The organism is Aldersonia sp. NBC_00410 (genome assembly GCF_026342035.1).
Lineage (GTDB): Bacteria > Actinomycetota > Actinomycetes > Mycobacteriales > Mycobacteriaceae > Aldersonia.
In genome coordinates this window covers 284,956-301,762 of record NZ_JAPENM010000004.1, presented here as the reverse complement: position 1 = coordinate 301,762, position 16,807 = coordinate 284,956, and the positions used below count along the sequence as shown (strand labels likewise).

Here is a 16,807-nt window from a genome sequence, read left to right as displayed (position 1 = left end):
GCGAATCCGCAGCGGCCCACGCCCTTTGGGATTGGATTACGTCGCGCCCGGAATCATCGCCATGATTTGCGGGTTCGGGGTGATGTAGCCCTCGCCGATCGGCGTGATCGTCTGGTCATCGCCCACCTCGTACATCAGCATCTGGGTGGTGCAGTTCGGTGAGGTCGGCTTGTTGCAGCTCACCACCGGACCGAGGAAACTCTGGAAGTCGGTGAGTCCCTTGAGCGTCGCCAGGATCGCCGGGCCGGTCAGTTCGGACTTGGCGGTGTTCAGTGCGTTGGCAATGTTCACGAAGGTTCCGAACGTGCTGTAGGTGTAGAAGTCCGCGGTGTCGCCGGCATCCTCGATGTAGCCCGTGGCGAGGTCGAGCTGCTCCTGCGCGAGCTGCGGTGCGGAATCCTTGGCCTGTGGTAGCCAGATCGGCGAATACATCTCGGCGCCTGCGGCTTTCGCCCCCAGTGTCTCGATGAAATCGGTGCAGGCCGCCATGAACTTGGTGCCTTCGTAGCCCACCGAATCCAGCGACTGCGCGAGCTTCGTGCAGGTGGCTTCATCCGGCGAGGCCATCAGACCGCCGACATCCGGGTTGGTGTTCTTGATCGCCGACGCGACGGCAGTGAAGTTCGGGTTGGCCGGCGCGTAATACTGACCGGTCACAGTGATGCCCATCTGCTGACCGACCGGCCCGAGGATGGCGTCGACCGTCTGGTGCGTCGCGGGGAGGTCTGCGACGACCAGTGTGACCGACTTCTTGCCCTGCGCCTGGAAGGACTGGAGCGCGCCGATGAGGAAGGAGGCCTGCGGCGCGGCGAAATACACCCGGTTGTCCGGGCGTGCGCCGGTGACCGAATCGAATGGGATCTGCCCAATCATCGGGATTCCCGCCGATTGGAGGATCGGCAGCGCCGCGCTCGAGGTGGTGTTGTAGCCATCGACGGTGGCGACCACGCCGCCCTGGACGAATTGGTTCGCGCAGCCGATGGTGGACTCCGGCGAGGTGCCGTCCACAGCGCATGGCACCAGCTCGATCGGCTGACCGTTGAGCCCACCGAGGGTGTTGTTGATGTAGTCGACGGCGGCGTCGGCGCCGACCGCGACCCCGGGGTTGGTGATTGGGCCTGCCGACGGATCGAACAGTCCGATCTTCACCGGTGTACCGGTGGCCTTGGTCCCGGACGCTTGTGCCGCCGACGAGGTGTCCGACGATCCGGAATCGTCGTCACTACTGCATCCGGCGGCGAGGACGAGCATTGCCGACGCGGCCAACGCCGCGAGAATTCGTCCCGATCTCGTGCGCATCGTGCACCTTTCCGACGGGGCGAGGCGCACCCGATCGCGCGTCGCTCGTGAGTTTTCGTGGACTCCGTTCGCGGGAGCGACCGGCGACTCGCGTCACTGATGTGACCTGAGTCACGTCAAGTTAGCGAAGGGTGAGAGTTGCGTCAAGAACTTCTCTCGCCGCCCTTTTCGTCCGTATCGCCGGGCGTCGTCGCATCCAATCCACTCCCCTTCGGAGTGTGGTCGAGCACACTGTGTGCACTGATGTGATGTGAGTCACCGAGAGGTTAGGCGCGAATTGAGACTGACGTCAAGATTTGCTTTCCCTTGTCGCGGTTGGTGGCCATGTGTTGCGATGTGCGCGATGGCAGTAGCCGACCGACGCTGGAGATATGGGCCCACCCGTGACTAGTGACCCCGGACCGGACGAGTCCACTCCCGACGTGCTCGGCGGTGCGGAGCCGGCGACGGTGACGACAGACGCCGCGGAGCCGGCGACCGTGTCGACAGGCTCGCGGCGGACCAGGAAGGATCCGCGGCGCGAGCGCACCAGGGGGCGGTTGCTCGAGGCTGCCCGGGTGATCTTCGAGCGCGACGGATATTTCAATTGCAAGCTTGCCGATATCACCACCGAGGCGGGCGTCTCCACCGGCACGCTGTACAACTATTACCGCTCGAAGCAGGAGATCTTCCGGGAGCTGATCGCGGAAGTCGTGTATGACATGGCGGATTCGGTCGGCTACGCCGATATGGATGGTCGGCGCGATCCCGTGCAGCACCTGCGGGAGACGAACCGGGCCTACATCCAGGGATATCGGCGCAACGCCCGTTTGATCAGTCTGGTCCCGCAAGCGAGCGAAGACAGCGCGGAGATCCGCGCGCAGCAGCTCTCGCTGCTCGGGCAGAACCTGGACCGGGTGGCCGAGGCGATCGTCCGGTGGCAGTCCGAGGGGATCGTCCACCCCGATCTCGACGCGACGTACACGGCGCACGCATTGACCTTCATGACGCAGCGGATGGCGCTCGCGGCCGCGGTTGATCAGGACGGCTTCGAATACGACGACGAGACGGTCATCGCGACCGTCAATCGGGTGTGGGAACGCACGCTCGGCTTCGATCGACGTGCCCAGTGACGGTCGATTGCCTGTCGTTTTGTGACCTGCAGCGAATCTATGGCTATTTGCCATTTGAATCACCTTTTGGGCGGTTTGTGCAGCTATACTCGTTTCGTCGCCGACGCGGGGTCGGCAGGGTCAAATCGAGTCGGGATTCGAGCGCAGCTCGCTAACCGCTGGTCAACGTCCAGCTGGGTCCGAGATCGCCTCGGAAGTTGGGGCCAAGTCATGTCCGATGTGCAGGCGCGTGCTGTGAGTGCCGCGTGCTGGCCCGTCGTGGTCCGGTACTGCCGCGCGCTCCTGGGGCGTGGGCCGCAGGGCTGGGACCGCGCGGACTCGCTCGCCCGGGACCTCCACCCGCACGCTGTTACCGCCGTGATCAGCGAAAACGGTCTGGCCACCCCGGAGTCCCTGGCACTGCTGGGCTGTCTGCATCGGGCGTTCGGCGGATTCGCCGAAGACGACGTTCGGCTCGCGAATCCGGAACCGACGACTCCGCTGTCCATCGTGATGCGCTCGAGCGGGCCTGCGACGGCGGCGGTGCTGTGGTTGCGTGTCATCGAGAAGCTCTCCGCGCCCGACACTGCGGCGGCACTGGGGATGCGCAGAGGCGAGGTCCAAGTCCTGCAGCACCGCGCGCTGCAGCAGTTGCACCGCGGCACTGCCGCGACTGGCTGACAGTCGGCGCCCGAACGCGGCCACTGCGCTCACCTCCTGCGCTCACCTCATACTCGTGCAGGTTCGGGCTCCCGCTCGACAGTGGCTCGCGCCGGCTCCAACTCGAGGTGCTCGCCGTCGATGTCGAGATTCGGCAGGATGTGGTCGAGCCAGCCGGGAATCCACCAGTTGAACCGGCCCAATAAGGCCATGCTGGCGGGCACGAGGATCATCCGCACCACGGTCACATCGAGCAGGACCGCGACTGCGAGGCCGACACCGACCATCTTGATGGTCAGCTCGGAATCCAGTGCGTAACCGGCGAAGACGGCGACCATGATCGCGCCCGCTCCGGTGATGACCCGTGCGGTGGACGACAGGCCACGAGTGACGCTTTCCCGGGCGTCGCCGGATTTCAGCCAGAATTCCCGGACTCGTGAGAGCAGGAACACCTCGTAGTCCATGGACAGACCGAACAGGATGGTGAAGATCAGCAGCGGCACGTAGCTTGACACCGGCACCGCGTGCGGCAGGCCGAGTAGACCTGCGCCCCAACCCCATTGGAAGATCGCGACCATCACGCCGTAGGTGGCGGCAACGGCGAGCAGATTCAGCAGTGCCGCCTTGATCGCGACGACCGGTGCCCGGAACGCGACGGTCAGCAGCAGCACTGCCAATCCGACGACCACTGCGATGGCCAGCCACAGGCGATGCGCCAACCGGTCGGAAACCTCGTCGAGGGTCGGCGTCCAACCGGTGAGGTAGCTGTCGGCGGGCAGCTGCGCACGAAGCCGGTCCATGGTTCCGGGGGTGGCCGCATCGGCGGGTCCGGTGCTGGGCTCCACCTCCAGCACGGCGGCGGCGCCGTCGGGGGCGATCAGTATCGGGGAGACTGCGGCGACGCCCGGGTCGGCGGCGAGCCGATTGGCCAGCGCCGGCAGCGATGCGGCCGGGTTGGCTTCGAGATCGACTACGACCAGGAACGGGCCGTTTGCGCCGGGTCCGAACTCGGTGGCGGTGAGGTCGTAGGCGAGCCGCGTCGTGTTCGAGGTGGGCTGGCTGCCCGCATCCTGCGGCCAGGTCCGCATCTGCAGGACCGGGGCGGCGAGCAGCAGCAACAGTGCCAGCGCGGCAACGGCATACGGCAGTGGCCGGTTGCCGACTCGGCGGGCCCATCGTTCGGTGACCGGGGGGAGGTTGCGGCGCGACTTGCGCGGCATGAGCCGGCGCATGTTGCGGCCGAAAATCCGGAACCCGGCCAACCCGCAGACCGCCGGGACCAGCGTGAGCGAAGCGAGCATGATGGCGAAAACCATCGCGAATGTCGCGTAGCCGAACGAGGAGTAGGTCGCGAGCCCGGCCATCCGCAGACCGAACAGCGAGATCAGCACGGTCGTGCCGGCGAAGATCACCGAGACTCCGGCGGTGCTGGTGGCGACGCCAGCGGCGCGGTGCACGACGGCGGGACCGCCAACGCCGCCCGAGGGACGCAGCGTGTCGGCGAAGCGGGTGACCAGCAGTAGCGCGTAGTCGATACCGACGCCGATGCCGACCATCATGGCGACGCTCGGCGCGTTCACGCTGATCTCGGTGAAGCCGGCCATGATCGTGATCAGTGCCATGCCGACACCGACGCCGATCATCGCGACCAGCAGTGGCAGTCCGGCGGCGACCACCGAGCCGAAGACGAACAGCAGGATCGCCAGCGCCACCACGATGCCGATGGCCTCGGCGGTACCGTTCGGAGTGCCAACATTCTCGGGCACCCCGCCGCCGAGTTCGACCTGAAGGCCGGCTGCCTCGGCACGCGCGGTGGCGTTGCGCAGCGCGTCGATGCCTTCCTTGCCCTGGAAATCCGTCACGGGAATGTCGTAATTGAGTGCGATGAGGGCGGTGTCGCCATCGGCGGATATTCGTGGCGGGGCTACCCGGCTGACGCCCTCGACACCGGTGAGCCGTTGCTGCAACTCCGTGAGCTGCGCGGCCGGAATCCGGCCGTTGTCGGAGTGCACGAGCACCCGAGCATCGGTGCCGGAGAACTCGGGGAAGTGGGCGCGTAGCAGGTCGATTCCCGATTGCGAGGACAGCCCGGGGACGTTGTAGTCGTCGTGTGGGGTGCCGCCGATGACGCCGGCGATACCGAACGCGGCGACGAGGATGGCGACCCAGGTGCCGATCACCCGCCAGGGATGGGCGGCGCTGGTTTCGCCGACCCGATAAAGGAGCGCTCTCATGGTGTCCTCCGAAGGCAGGTGAAGTGGTGTCCTGGAGAGCGCGGCGTTGGGCCCTTGTGGCGGACTGCAGTTCGTCACGAGTTTCGGCGACAGCGCGGGCGGGTGCGCGAGTAGTGCACTACTCGAAAGTGGGTGCCGATCTACTGTGGGCATCCGCACCGCGTGCTCACGTACCTGCGCCACAGCACGGCGGCCGCGAGCTGATTGCCCGCGACCGCCGTACCGTGCGTGCCGATTACACCTTTGCCGGAACCGGTTCCTCCTTCGGCGCTCGAGCCGGAGCATCGGGCGCTGTATTGCCATCGATATCGAGATTCGGCAGGATGCGATCCAGCCAACTCGGCAGCCACCAGTTCGCTCGGCCGAGCAGTGCCATCGTGGCCGGCACCAGGATCATCCGCACCACGGTCACATCGAGCAGCACGGCGGTCGCAAGCCCGACGCCGATCATCTTGATGGTCAGCTCGGAATCCAGTGCGTAACCGGCGAAGACGGCGACCATGATCGCGCCCGCTCCGGTGATGACCCGCGCCGTGGACGACAGTCCGCGGGTCACGCTTTCCCGGGCATCGCCGGATTTCAGCCAGTATTCCCGGACGCGCGAGAGCAGGAACACCTCGTAGTCCATGGACAGCCCGAACAGGATGGTGAAGATCAGCAGCGGCACCCAACTCGACACCGGCACGGCGTGCGGCAGGCCGAGCAGGCCTGCACCCCAACCCCATTGGAAGACGGCAACCATGACGCCGTAGGTCGCGGCGACGGCGAGCAGGTTCATCAGCGCGGCCTTGATCGCGACGACCGGTGCCCGGAACGCGACGGTCAGCAGCAGCACCGCCAGTCCGACGACCACTGCGATGGCCAGCCACAGGCGATGTGCGAGCCGGTCGGAGATCTCGTCGAGGACCGGCGTCATACCGGTCAGGTAGCTGTCGGTGGGCAGCTGCGCACGAAGCCGGTCCATGGTGTCGGTGGTGGCCGCATCGGCGGGCCCGGTGCTGGGCACCACTTCCAGTACGGCCGCGGCGCCGTCGGGGGCGATCAATGCCGGGGAGACCGCGGCGACGCCCGGGTCGGCGGCCAGCCTGTTGGCCAGCGTCGGCAGGGCGGCGGCCGGGTTGGCTTCGAGATCGACTGCGACCAGGAACGGGCCGTTCGCACCCGGTCCGAACTCGGCGGCGACGAGGTCGTAGGCGAGCCGCGTCGTGTTCGAGGTCGGCTGGCTGCCCGCGTCCTGCGGCCAGGTCCGCATCTGCAGGACGGGGGCGGCAAGCAGGAGCAACAGTGCCAGTGCGGCAACGGCATACGGCAGCGGGCGGTTGCCGACCCGACGCGCCCAGCGCTCGGTGACCGGTGGCCGGTTGTGCCGGGACTTGCGCGGCGCGAGCCGACGCATGTTGCGGCCGAAAATCCGGAACCCGGCGAGCCCGCACACCGCGGGGACCAGCGTGATGGACGCGAGCATGACGGCGGTAACCATCGCGAATGTCGCGTAGCCGAACGAGGAGTACACGGCCAGGCCGGCAATCCGCAAACCGAACAGCGAGATCAGCACGGTCGTGCCGGCGAAGATCACCGAGACTCCGGCGGTGCTGGTGGCGACTCCGGCGGCCCGGCGCACGACGTCGGGACCTCCCACGCCGCCCGAGGGACGCAGTGCGTCGGCGAAGCGGGTGACCAGCAGTAGCGCGTAGTCGATGCCGACACCCACGCCGACCATCATGGCCACGCTCGGCGCGTTGACGCTGATATCGGTGAAACCGGCCATGATCGTGATCAGGGCCATGCCGACACCGACGCCGATGAGCGCGACCAGCAGTGGCAGGCCGGCGGCGACGATCGTGCCGAACACGAACAGCAAAATGACCAATGCCACGACGATGCCAATGGCCTCGGCGGTGCCGCTCGGTGTGCCGACGTTCTCGGGAACCTCGCCGCCGAGTTCGACCTGCAACCCGGACTGTTCCGCGGCTGCGGTGGCCGCGCGCAGTGCATCGATGCCCTCGGTGCCCTGGAAATCGGTCACTGGAATGTCGTAATTGAGCCCGATCAGCGCGGTGTCGCCATCTTCGGAGATCCGCGGTGGGGATACGTGGCTGACGCCCTCGACGTCGGCGAGCCGCTGCTGCAGTTCGGTGAGTTCGGTTGCAGCCACCGGGCCGTCGTCCGAGTGCACGACGACGCGGGCATCGGTGCCGGAGAACTCCGGAAAGTGTGCGCGCAGCAGATCGATACCGGACTGCGAGGACAGCCCGGGGACGTTGTAGTTGTCGTGCGGCGTACCACCGATGACGCCGGCGATACCGAACGCGGCGACGAGGATGGCAACCCAGGTGCCGATCACCCGCCAGGGATGAGCGGCGCTGGTTTCGCCGACCCGATACAGGAACGCTCTCATGATGGCCTCTTCAGGACGCAGTGGTGTGGTGTCCTCGAAAGGGTCGCGTTGGGTACTTGTGACCGACTTGTGGTTCGTCAGGAGCCGAGTCGAGCTGGGTTGATCAATCCTGGAGGCGGTCGTTTACAGCCGCGATCCATTGCGGACAGCCGCAGCGTGTTGCGACAGCCAAGGCCACCGCGTAGTGCTCTTTTGCGGTGTCGGGATCGTCCAGCAGGCGCGCGAGGTCGCCGAGCACGGTGTCCACCGGACCCATCGCGAACGCCGCGGATACCGCGCCGCCAATCTGGCCGCGATAGGTCAACAGGTCGCGATACACCGCGGTGGCATGTTCGGTGAGCTCGAGTGCGACCACGGTCATGCCGCGGATCGTGAGCATCAGGGAACGCAAATAGTCGGGGCGGATCGGTGTCGGGCCGTCGTACAGTCGCCGCGCCCGCTCGCCGTCGCCCGCTGCGTGCCGCGTCAGCGCGACCGCATCCGCGATGGCATCGGGCGCCGCCGCGTAGGCCTCGACCAGCGGGGCCATCTCCGCGAGGCGGCCCTCGGTGGACATCAGCGAGAACATCGCCATCAGCAATATGCCATCGGCAAGCATCGCGCCATCGCGCTTCATCTGCTCATGCACGTCGAGGAAGGATTCGCGCGCCAGGTCGAGGTCACCGCGCAGGTGATAGAGAAAACCCCGTGACATCCGATTGATCGCCTGTGCCTGCCGCCACTGGAACCGGTCGGCGAGCCGCTCGGTCTGCGCGAGCTCGCGTTCCACGCCGGCGAAATCCAGCGCCGTCGCGGCGATCTGCATGGCCGCAAAATGGCCCATCAATGCAAACGCCGGCAGGCCGGCCCCTTCACCGAGCGCGGTCAGCTCGGTCACATACCGCTCGCGTTCCGGCTCCGCGCCCGGTACCTCGAACACCGATATTCGGGCGGAAAGTGCGAGTCCCAGAAGCAATTGATCGGTGCCGCGCCGCGCCACGTCGACCGCCTCCATCGCGGCTTCATAGGCACGGTCGTTGCGCTCGCCGGACACCTCCGCGACCAGCGCAATCAGGAGCCGAACTCGGGTCGACTCGGCAAGGTCGGGAACCGCAAGGGAGTGCTCGATGTGTTCGACGACCCGCTCGTCCACATCGCCATACGCCCGGTTGACCCACGGCGTCGGGGTGTCCCAACAGGTGAGGGCGGCAATCAGCAGATCGTCGCGCCCGGCCGCACTGGCGATGTCGATCGCGCGGTCCCGCGATTCGCGGGCCGACATGGCATCGCCGGCCAGGATCTCCGTGCCGCTCAACCGCGCAAGCACGGCGACGAGTTCGCCGGAATGGTCGCCCTCGGGCAGGCGGTCCAGCGCGGTGAGCGCACGGCGGAAGAAGTCCGCCGCGGCGTCGTGGGCGAACCGGCGCTCGGCCTGATCCGCGGCGGCGAGCGCCGCGTCGGCGGCCCGGCGGGCGGTACCCGCGGACAGCGATTCACCGAAGTGGTGGGCGAGTGCCGCGACATCGCCGGGGCGCAGCGCTTCGATCGCCTCGGCCACCCGCAGATGCCATCGCGATCGGCGTAACCGGGAAATGTCCTGGTAGAGCGTGTCTCGCACGAGTGCGTGGGTGAAACGGACCGTCCCCGGATCCGGTTCGTCGAGCAGGCCGGCGACCACACCGGCCTCGATCGCATCGAGCACCGAGTCCTCGTCGGCCTCGCTGGCCTGCAACAACACCTCGACGTCGGCCTGCCGCCCGATCACCGCCGCCATGCGCAGCGCGGCCACCGAGATCTCCGGCAGCCGGGAGAACCGCCTGCGCAGCACATCTCGCACGCCCTCGGGAACTTCGGAGGTGGCGACGAGCTCGCCCTCGCTGCCCAGCAGGCGCGCGCTCTCGCGTAGGTAGAAGGGGTTACCGCCGGTGCGTTCGAGCAGGGCCGCGACGGTCTGCGCGTCCGGCGCGGTGCCCGATGCGGAGGCCAGCAACGATGCGGCGGCATCGGGAGCAAGCCCGGCGAGTTTGATACGCGCCTGCGTCGCCTTCGCAATCGCGGCCAGCGCGCCCTCGAGTCTGGGGCTCACCTCGTCGGGGCGGTAGGCCAACACCGCGAGCACCGCGGTGTTATCGACGATGCTGCTCAGCAGCGCAAGGGTTTCCGCATCGCCGCGGTGGACGTCATCGAGCAGGATCGCCAACGGCCGCCGCCGGGTCACATCGGCGAGGTACCGGGCGACCGCGCGATGCAGCATGAACCGTCCGTAGGACGCATCGGTGTCGGCGGCCGCGACCAGGTTGTCATCGAGCAACGGTGCCAGCGCTTCGCCGTTCTCGCCGGGATCCACCGTCACGGTGAGTGAACGCAGCGCCTCGACCCACGCCCACGCGGGTGGTGCACCCTCCGTTTCGGGGCAGCGGCCGACGGTGACCAACCAACCCGCGGATTCCAAATCGCGGCGGAACCGATTGAGCAGCAATGACTTTCCACTGCCGGCCTCACCGCTGAGCAGGACAACCCGGGACCGGGCAGGAGCTGTGTCCGCGGCGCGGTGCAACTGCTGCAGTTCCTCGTCGCGACCGACGAATCCATCTACCGCGACAGCGGCGGGCTCATCGTGCAGTACCGAATGGGCCTGTTCGGTCGGTCCTTCCGGCGCTGCTATGGCCGGTGGCGTCGGCTCGGCAGCGGGCGGGCCGGCGACCGGGATCCGTTGGGCGAGCAGGTCGCTCTCCAGTTGCACGAGCGCCGGCCCCGGATCGATCCCGAGCTCGTCGGCGAGTAGCTCGCGAGCCTGGCGCAGCGCCGCGAGTGCATCGGCCTGGCGCCCCAGCGCATATCGGGCCAGGGCAAGCAGGCGCCAGCCCTCCTCACGCAGCGGATGCTCGCGGGTGAGCGCCTGCGCTTCGGCGGCCGCGGCGGCCGGGTCGCGGGCATCGAGCGCGGCTGCGGCGAGCATTTCCCGCGCCGACAGCCGTAGATCCTCTAGTCGCGTCGCCTCGGGTTGCGCCCACGGCTCGGTTGCGAATTCCGCGTAGGCCGATCCATTCCACAGTGTGAGTGCGTCCTCGATAGCTCTGCGGCGGAGCCGCGGGTCGGATTGCCCGGGCGCAGCCCTCAGCTCGGCCTCGAATCGCCACGCGTCGACGCTCTCGGTGTCGAGCCGGATCGCATACCCCGGCGGACTGCTGATCAGTACCGATGCGGGAGCGCGCGGCGCGCGGTCGGGCTCCAGCAGGCGGCGCAGATTCGAGACGTACGCCTGCAGGGCGCCGAGCGCGCGCGGTGGCGGTTCGCCTTGCCACAGATCCTCGATCAGCCGATCGACCGAGACGACGTCACCCCGCGCGACCAGTAACAGCGCGAGGACGCCGCGTTGTCGGCGACCACCCAGATCGATCGCATCGGGACCCGACCGGGCGCCGTCGAGACGCATCGGGCCGTGACCGCCCGGATCGACGGTTGCCGTCAGCGAGCCGAGAACCCGGAAGCGAATCATGACCGATTCAGCCTAAGGCGAGTCGGCTACTAGTGCGCTGCAAGTGGACGACAAGTTCGGCGGGCGACGCTCGATTGCGAGTTCACCCACCAGCCCAGCAAGGAGCAATGCCATGACACTCACCACCGACACCGCCACCCGTCCGGACACCGGCGAAATGGTGATCGTGCACAACACGTTCCGCCGCCACTTCAACGCGCTGCCCGGCCTGGTGCGCGGCGTCGCCGATGGCGATGGCGAGCGCGCACAGCGGATCGTCTCCTTCGTCGAGGAGATGTCCAGCGGACTGCATCACCACCACACCACCGAGGACGAGATGATGTGGCCGCTGCTGCTCGATCGCGCGCCTACCGATAGTGAGCTCATCCTGCGTATGGAGGAGCAGCACGAGCGCATCGCCGAGCTCAACGAACGGGCCCAAGCCCAGGCGGCACGGTTCGCCGAGACCGCCGACTGGGGCGTCCGCGAGGACCTCGCGAAGACGCTCACCGAGCTGTCGGCCCGGCTGGACGAGCACATGGGCGAGGAGGAGCGGCACATTCTGCCGGTCGTGGAGACGGTGATGAGCGTCGAGGAGTGGGAGGCGATGGGGGAGCGCGGTCGCGCCGGCATCCCAAAGGACCGCCAGCTCGTCTTCCTCGGCTTCATCCTGCAGGGTGTCTCGCCCGAGGACCGCAAGAAGTTCCTGGCGAACATGCCGCTGATCGCCCGGCTGATGTGGCGGCTGATCGGCAAGCGGGCTTACGTCAAGGAATACCGCGAGATCTACGGCACCGATCCGGACTGGAACGCGTAGCGCCGCGCGGCGGCGGCATAGTTCTTCCGGCCGACACCGGGCAGAGTGCCGGAAGAACTATGCAGTCGCGGTCAGCAGGTCTGCCACACGCCGAACGGTGGTGGCCCCTCGCCATGCACCTTGATGTCGCCCTGGTCCGTGCGATGCATCCATTCGTAGCCGTGCAGCACGTGTTCCTCGGTTCCGGACCGCTCGAACACCACGAGATCGCCGTTCGCGCGCTGCTCGAACGCGAACCCGCTCTCCGGCGCGATGACCCACCACTGTTCTTTGCTCATGGCCAAACAGCCCCATCCGTCAACGATTCCCGCGCTTCGGGGACGAATTTCACCGTACTCGCGGCCGGTGGGGCTGGTAACCGATGAAACAACAGTGTCGTAAGTTGCCAATGAGTCTGGCGTAACCAATGTTGTTTGTGGTGGAATGGCGAAACCCCAAAATGTTACCGGCGCGCCTGTGAAAGATGGGGAAGGCGCGCCGGTGACTTCCCTCGATTGTCCGGTTTCGCCCGCTGCGCAGGAGGGGCATCACGTGCAGGTTTCGCGTCGCGATCTATTTCGGCTGACGGCGGTCGGCACCGCCGCCATCGGGTTCGCCGGGCTCGCGAGCAGGGTCTCGGTCGCCCGCGCAGACGGACTCGGCACGCTTCTCGACTATGCGGGCGGGATTCCCTCGGCCGAGGCCATCGCCGCGGCCGGGCATACCGGGGTGATCCGATACGTTTCCGACCGTCGCCCCGGCGCGGAATGGATGGTCGGCAAACCGCTGCGCAACGACGAGGTCGAAGCGCTCACCGCCGCGGGTCTCGAGATCGTGTCCTGCTACCAGTTCGGCAAGGGGCCGACCGCGGACTGGCGTGGCGGACTCGAGGCGGGCAAGCGGCACGCGGAACGGGGTCTCGGCCTGCATCTCGCGGCCGGCGGGCCGGAGAACAGTCCGATTTACGCCTCGATCGACGACAACCCGAACGCCGTCGAGTTCGCCACGATGATCGCGCCCTACCTGCTCGGCTGGCAGTCGGTGGTCGGTGTCGAGAACACCGGCGTCTACGCGAACTCACCGACGATCGATCTGGCTCATACCGCTGGGCTCGGCCGCTGGTATTGGCAGCACGACTGGGGCACGCCGGAGGGGTACGTCAATCCGGCTGCGCACCTACACCAATTCGCCATCGACGACGACGAGGTGGACGGCGTGGGGGTCGACCTCAATGCGATCCTGCAGCCCGACTACGGACAGTGGTCTCTGGCCTAGCCGCGATGGTGGGGGCCGAACCAGCTGGTACCCAACCGAATACGTCAATCGCAAACAAGGGAGGACATCGTGCAACAGCTACTGCTGAACCTCGCCTATTGGGTCGGCGCGACGGCCTACGAACTGGCCTCGCAATTCGTGCAGTCCGGGTTCACGCCTGGGCTCTGATCCCTCGGTCGAGGGCCGTCATCGCCTCCTCCAGGGTGGCCGGCACGTCCTCGACCGTTGCGGTCACGTCTGCAGCCGAAAGGGCCGAGCGGACCTCGGCCGCTCCCACATTCGCGACCCGCACGCGCTTCCCGGCAAGGGTGACCGGCATCCCCGCCGCATTCAGCGCCGCGAAGGTGTCCTGCCACCGGTCGGTGTGCACGGCGACGGCGGTGGTATCCCCGATGATGTCGGCCTCCTTGCCGGCAGCGACCGTGCGGCCGCGCGACATCATCACCAGCCGGTCGCACTGCTGTGCCTCCTGCATGTAGTGCGTGGTGACGAGCACGGCGACGCCGGCTTCGGCCTGCTCATGGATGACGTCCCAGAGCCGCGCGCGGGCGAGCGGATCCACCCCGGAGGTGGGCTCGTCGAGCACGAGCAGTTCTGGGTGATGCGCGAGTGCCGCGGTAAACGCGAGCTGGCGTTGCCGCCCCAGCCCGATCGCCCCCACGAGCGAGCCCCGGTCGGCTTCGAGCGCGGCGGGCAGTGCCGGAACGGGCGTGTCGTACGCCTTCGCGAGGAACTCGAGGTTTTCGGCGACGGTCAGGTCGTCGTAGAGGCCGAGACCCTGCGCGACATATCCGAGTCGTTGCCGGGTATCGCGCGAAGGCTGCTCACCGAACAACCGGAGGATCCCCCACGTCGGCGCGAGCAATCCGAGCATCATGCGGATGACGGTGGTCTTGCCCGCACCATTGGCGCCGAGCAGGCCGACGATCTCGCCCGCGTCGACCGTCAGCGAGGCGTCCTCGACGGCGGTGAAGTCGCCGAAGCGGCGGGTGACGCGTTGCACGGAGACCAGCGGATCAGGCATGAGCGGCCTCCTTGGCGAGCGCGGCGCTGATCACGGCGTCCTCGAGATCTCGGGGTACCGGATCGCCTTCGGCCACGGCGCCTTCCGGTACCCACTCGTGGTATTGCCGGCCGCGGCGCCATGCGTGCTCGCGCACCGTCGGGCGGGAGGTTTGCACGACAACACCGGGCGCGTCTGCGACGACCTCTTCGGGCGCACCGGCCAGTAGGGTCCGGCCACCGTCGAGCACCAATACCGACGACGAACGTTCGGCCTCGTCGAGGTAGGTCGTCGCCATCACAACCGCGGCCCCCTGCGCGGCGGCCTGGGAAATCATCCGCCACAGGTCGACGCGACTGACCGGATCGACGCCCGTACTCGGCTCGTCGAGGACCAGGAGTCGGGGCTGGTGCAGCATGGCCAGACCGAACGCGAGTTTCTGCCGCATGCCGCCCGACAACTGGCCCGCGAGCCTTTGGTGCGCCCGCGCCAGACCGGTCTGCTCGAGCAGGTCGTCCCGGCGGCGTCCGAGTGCGCCGCCCCGGATACCGTATGCAGCCGCGACGAAGGAGATGTTCTCGTCCACGGTGAGTTCGCGCCAAACTCCGGAAGCTGTTGGCATGAAGCCGACCTCGGGCAACGGCGGGGCGAGCACGCGCCCCCTCGCCGGCACGAGAGCACCGGCGATCGTGCGCAGCAGGGTTGTCTTGCCCGCCCCGTCGCCGCCAACAACCGCGGCGACCGCACCGTCGGGGATATCCAGCGTCACCTCGTCGAGAGCGGTAACCGATCCGTACGTGACGGTGAGACCCGCTACACCCCAATGCGACTCGGTCATGCCGGCGCCTGCTCCGGGGCGGGCTGTTCGCGGCGTTGCCGCGGGGCGAGATCGCGGCGGAACCGCAGCACCGCAGCGGTGAACACCACGATGGCCATGCCCGTGATCACGACGAACGGCACCCACAGCGAGGCGATCGGCGCCGCGCGCAGCATCACGCCCTGCGCGATCTGCACGAAGTACGTCAAGGGCAGGCAATAGCCGATCCAGCGGATGGCCGCGGGCATCGCCGACAGCGGGAAGATGAAGCCGGACAGCAGGATCTGCGGCATGACGAACAAGATCGCGGTTTGGATCGCCTGCCCCTGAGTCTGCGACACGGTCGAGATGAACACCCCGACGCCGAGCACGACGAAGAGGAAGATCGCCGCGCCCACTCCGAAAACGAGCGGACTGCCGTTGAACGGCACGCCGAAGATCCAGACTCCGAGCAGCGTCACCACCACCATGTCGAGCGCGGCGAGAATGAAGTACGGTGCGATCTTGCCGACGATCACATCCGAGGGCCGAAATGGCATGACCGCCAACTGCTCCAGCGTGCCCGATTGTCGTTCGCGCACCAGGCCGAGGCTGGTGACGATGGTGCCGATGAAGGTGAGGATGAGTCCGACGAGCGCGGGCACCATCACCCAGGACGTGGTGAGGTCCGGGTTGTAGAGGATGTCCACCGTCACCCGATCGCCCACCCGGCCGAGTGCGGCACTCGCGGTCTGCGCGGTGAACAGGTCCGACCCGTCGATGTAGGCCGTCGGAGGCGTTGTGCCGGTGTCGATCACGACGTTCGCCTCGTTGTCGCGCACCTGATCCTGGGCATCCTGTCCGGTGGCAGTCGGATCGATCTCGGTGACGTCGAACAGCGGGGGCAGGGCCCGCCCGACAGCTTCTGCCTGTGGCCCGACCACGTGTGTGCTGATATCGGTAATGGTGAAGTTCGCCGCGTAGCCGAAGATGATCAGCAGCACGATCGGCAACGCGATCAGCATGGCCAGCGTGCGCTTGTCGCGCCGCAACTCCAGAAACTCTTTGAGGATCATCGCTCGCACTGCTGCCTCCTGGCTAGACTGGCACGAAAATTCGACGTATAGGGAATTCAACGACTTCGAGCGAGGAATGGTCAAGCATCCAGAGGACGCGTCGTCCGGTCGGACAAGCGCGCAGCGCGGACGACGGCCCGGCGTCGGTACGACGCGCACCGCGATTCTCGATGCTGCGCGGCGGCAGTTCGCCGAGCGTGGTTACGACCGAACCAGTGTCCGCGGCGTGGCAGTCGAGGCGCATGTCGATCCGAAGATGGTGACGCACTGGTTCCCGACCAAGCAGCAACTTTTCCAGGCCGCGGTCGAACTGCCGGTGCGGCCCGCGGACACGTTGCGGGAGGTCCTCGCGGCGGGTGCCCCGGAAACCTTGGGAGAGCGGCTGGCTGAGCAGGTACTCGGCAGTTTCGAGGATCCGATGATTCGCGAACGCTGGCTCGCCTTCTATCGCGCCACGGTGAACGAGCCGGCGGCAACGGCGAAGTTCCGCGACGTCGTCATGCGCGATAGCCTGCGGCCCATCGCCGAACTGCTCGGCGGCGATCGGGCGGAGCTGCGCGCCGAGCTGCTGGCCAGTCAGGTGGTGGGCGTGCTGATGGCGCGCTATGTGATGGCTGTGGAACCGCTCGCATCACTGTCCATAGCGGAAGTGGCCCGGCTGGTGGGACCTGTGCTGCAGCACTACCTCACCGTCGAGCTGGACTGACCCGGGCTGTCACGCG

13 protein-coding genes are annotated in these 16,807 nt (G+C 67.4%); 5 read left to right on the top strand and 8 right to left on the bottom strand.

The annotated features are described in order from the left end of the window. Nucleotides 1-36: 36 nt before the first annotated feature. The gene (locus tag OG921_RS11590) at nucleotides 37-1,299 is read right to left on the bottom strand and encodes an ABC transporter substrate-binding protein (RefSeq protein ID WP_266112574.1); all 1,263 of its coding nucleotides are present in this window, start codon (nucleotides 1,297-1,299) and stop codon (nucleotides 37-39) included. Nucleotides 1,300-1,682: 383 nt separating this feature from the next. Here OG921_RS11590 and OG921_RS11585 point away from each other — a divergent pair, with 383 nt between their 5' ends. After that, on the top strand, nucleotides 1,683-2,411 hold the full coding sequence (locus tag OG921_RS11585; RefSeq protein WP_266112573.1) for a TetR/AcrR family transcriptional regulator: 729 nt from the start codon (nucleotides 1,683-1,685) through the stop codon (nucleotides 2,409-2,411). A gap of 210 nt (nucleotides 2,412-2,621) precedes the next feature. Then, complete coding sequence (locus OG921_RS11580) at nucleotides 2,622-3,071, top strand: hypothetical protein (protein ID WP_266112572.1); 450 nt, start codon at nucleotides 2,622-2,624, stop codon at nucleotides 3,069-3,071. Nucleotides 3,072-3,118: 47 nt separating this feature from the next. Here OG921_RS11580 and OG921_RS11575 read toward each other — a convergent pair whose 3' ends face one another. The 3 genes from OG921_RS11575 to OG921_RS11565 form a co-directional block, all read right to left on the bottom strand. Then, nucleotides 3,119-5,284 carry an MMPL family transporter gene (locus tag OG921_RS11575; protein ID WP_266112571.1) on the bottom strand — a complete coding sequence of 722 codons (2,166 nt, stop codon included), beginning with the start codon at nucleotides 5,282-5,284 and terminating at the stop codon, nucleotides 3,119-3,121. A gap of 235 nt (nucleotides 5,285-5,519) precedes the next feature. Then, a complete protein-coding gene (locus tag OG921_RS11570) occupies nucleotides 5,520-7,682 on the bottom strand; it encodes an MMPL family transporter (protein ID WP_266112570.1) in 2,163 nt (720 codons plus the stop codon). A gap of 103 nt (nucleotides 7,683-7,785) precedes the next feature. After that, entirely contained in the window at nucleotides 7,786-11,160 is a 3,375-nt protein-coding gene (locus tag OG921_RS11565; RefSeq protein WP_266112569.1) for a BTAD domain-containing putative transcriptional regulator, read from the bottom strand. Nucleotides 11,161-11,272: 112 nt separating this feature from the next. Between OG921_RS11565 and OG921_RS11560 the strand changes: the two genes are divergently transcribed. Further along, nucleotides 11,273-11,956 carry a hemerythrin domain-containing protein gene (locus tag OG921_RS11560; protein ID WP_266112568.1) on the top strand — a complete coding sequence of 228 codons (684 nt, stop codon included), beginning with the start codon at nucleotides 11,273-11,275 and terminating at the stop codon, nucleotides 11,954-11,956. 71 nt (nucleotides 11,957-12,027) lie between these two features. Here the strand turns inward: OG921_RS11560 and OG921_RS11555 are convergent, their stop codons facing one another. Beyond that, a complete protein-coding gene (locus tag OG921_RS11555) occupies nucleotides 12,028-12,234 on the bottom strand; it encodes a maltose regulon activator MalT (protein ID WP_266112567.1) in 207 nt (68 codons plus the stop codon). A gap of 253 nt (nucleotides 12,235-12,487) precedes the next feature. Here OG921_RS11555 and OG921_RS11550 point away from each other — a divergent pair, with 253 nt between their 5' ends. Then, on the top strand, nucleotides 12,488-13,210 hold the full coding sequence (locus OG921_RS11550; protein ID WP_266112803.1) for a DUF1906 domain-containing protein: 723 nt from the start codon (nucleotides 12,488-12,490) through the stop codon (nucleotides 13,208-13,210). Nucleotides 13,211-13,361: 151 nt separating this feature from the next. On the opposite strand, the gene OG921_RS11545 is transcribed toward OG921_RS11550, so the two are convergent. The 3 genes from OG921_RS11545 to OG921_RS11535 are packed head-to-tail and all read right to left on the bottom strand — an operon-like array spanning nucleotide 13,362 to nucleotide 16,094. Continuing rightward, complete coding sequence (locus OG921_RS11545; RefSeq protein ID WP_266112566.1) at nucleotides 13,362-14,234, bottom strand: ABC transporter ATP-binding protein; 873 nt, start codon at nucleotides 14,232-14,234, stop codon at nucleotides 13,362-13,364. After that, a complete protein-coding gene (locus OG921_RS11540) occupies nucleotides 14,227-15,051 on the bottom strand; it encodes an ABC transporter ATP-binding protein (protein WP_266112565.1) in 825 nt (274 codons plus the stop codon). Before OG921_RS11540 ends, OG921_RS11545 begins: the two co-directional genes overlap by 8 nt. Continuing rightward, nucleotides 15,048-16,094 (bottom strand): ABC transporter permease, encoded by a 1,047-nt coding sequence (locus tag OG921_RS11535; RefSeq protein WP_266112564.1) that lies wholly within the window; start codon nucleotides 16,092-16,094, stop codon nucleotides 15,048-15,050. Before OG921_RS11535 ends, OG921_RS11540 begins: the two co-directional genes overlap by 4 nt. Between OG921_RS11535 and OG921_RS11530 the strand changes: the two genes are divergently transcribed. Continuing rightward, complete coding sequence (locus tag OG921_RS11530) at nucleotides 16,033-16,791, top strand: TetR family transcriptional regulator (protein ID WP_266112562.1); 759 nt, start codon at nucleotides 16,033-16,035, stop codon at nucleotides 16,789-16,791. The genes OG921_RS11535 and OG921_RS11530 overlap by 62 nt on opposite strands. The last annotated feature ends 16 nt before the right edge of the window (nucleotides 16,792-16,807 follow it).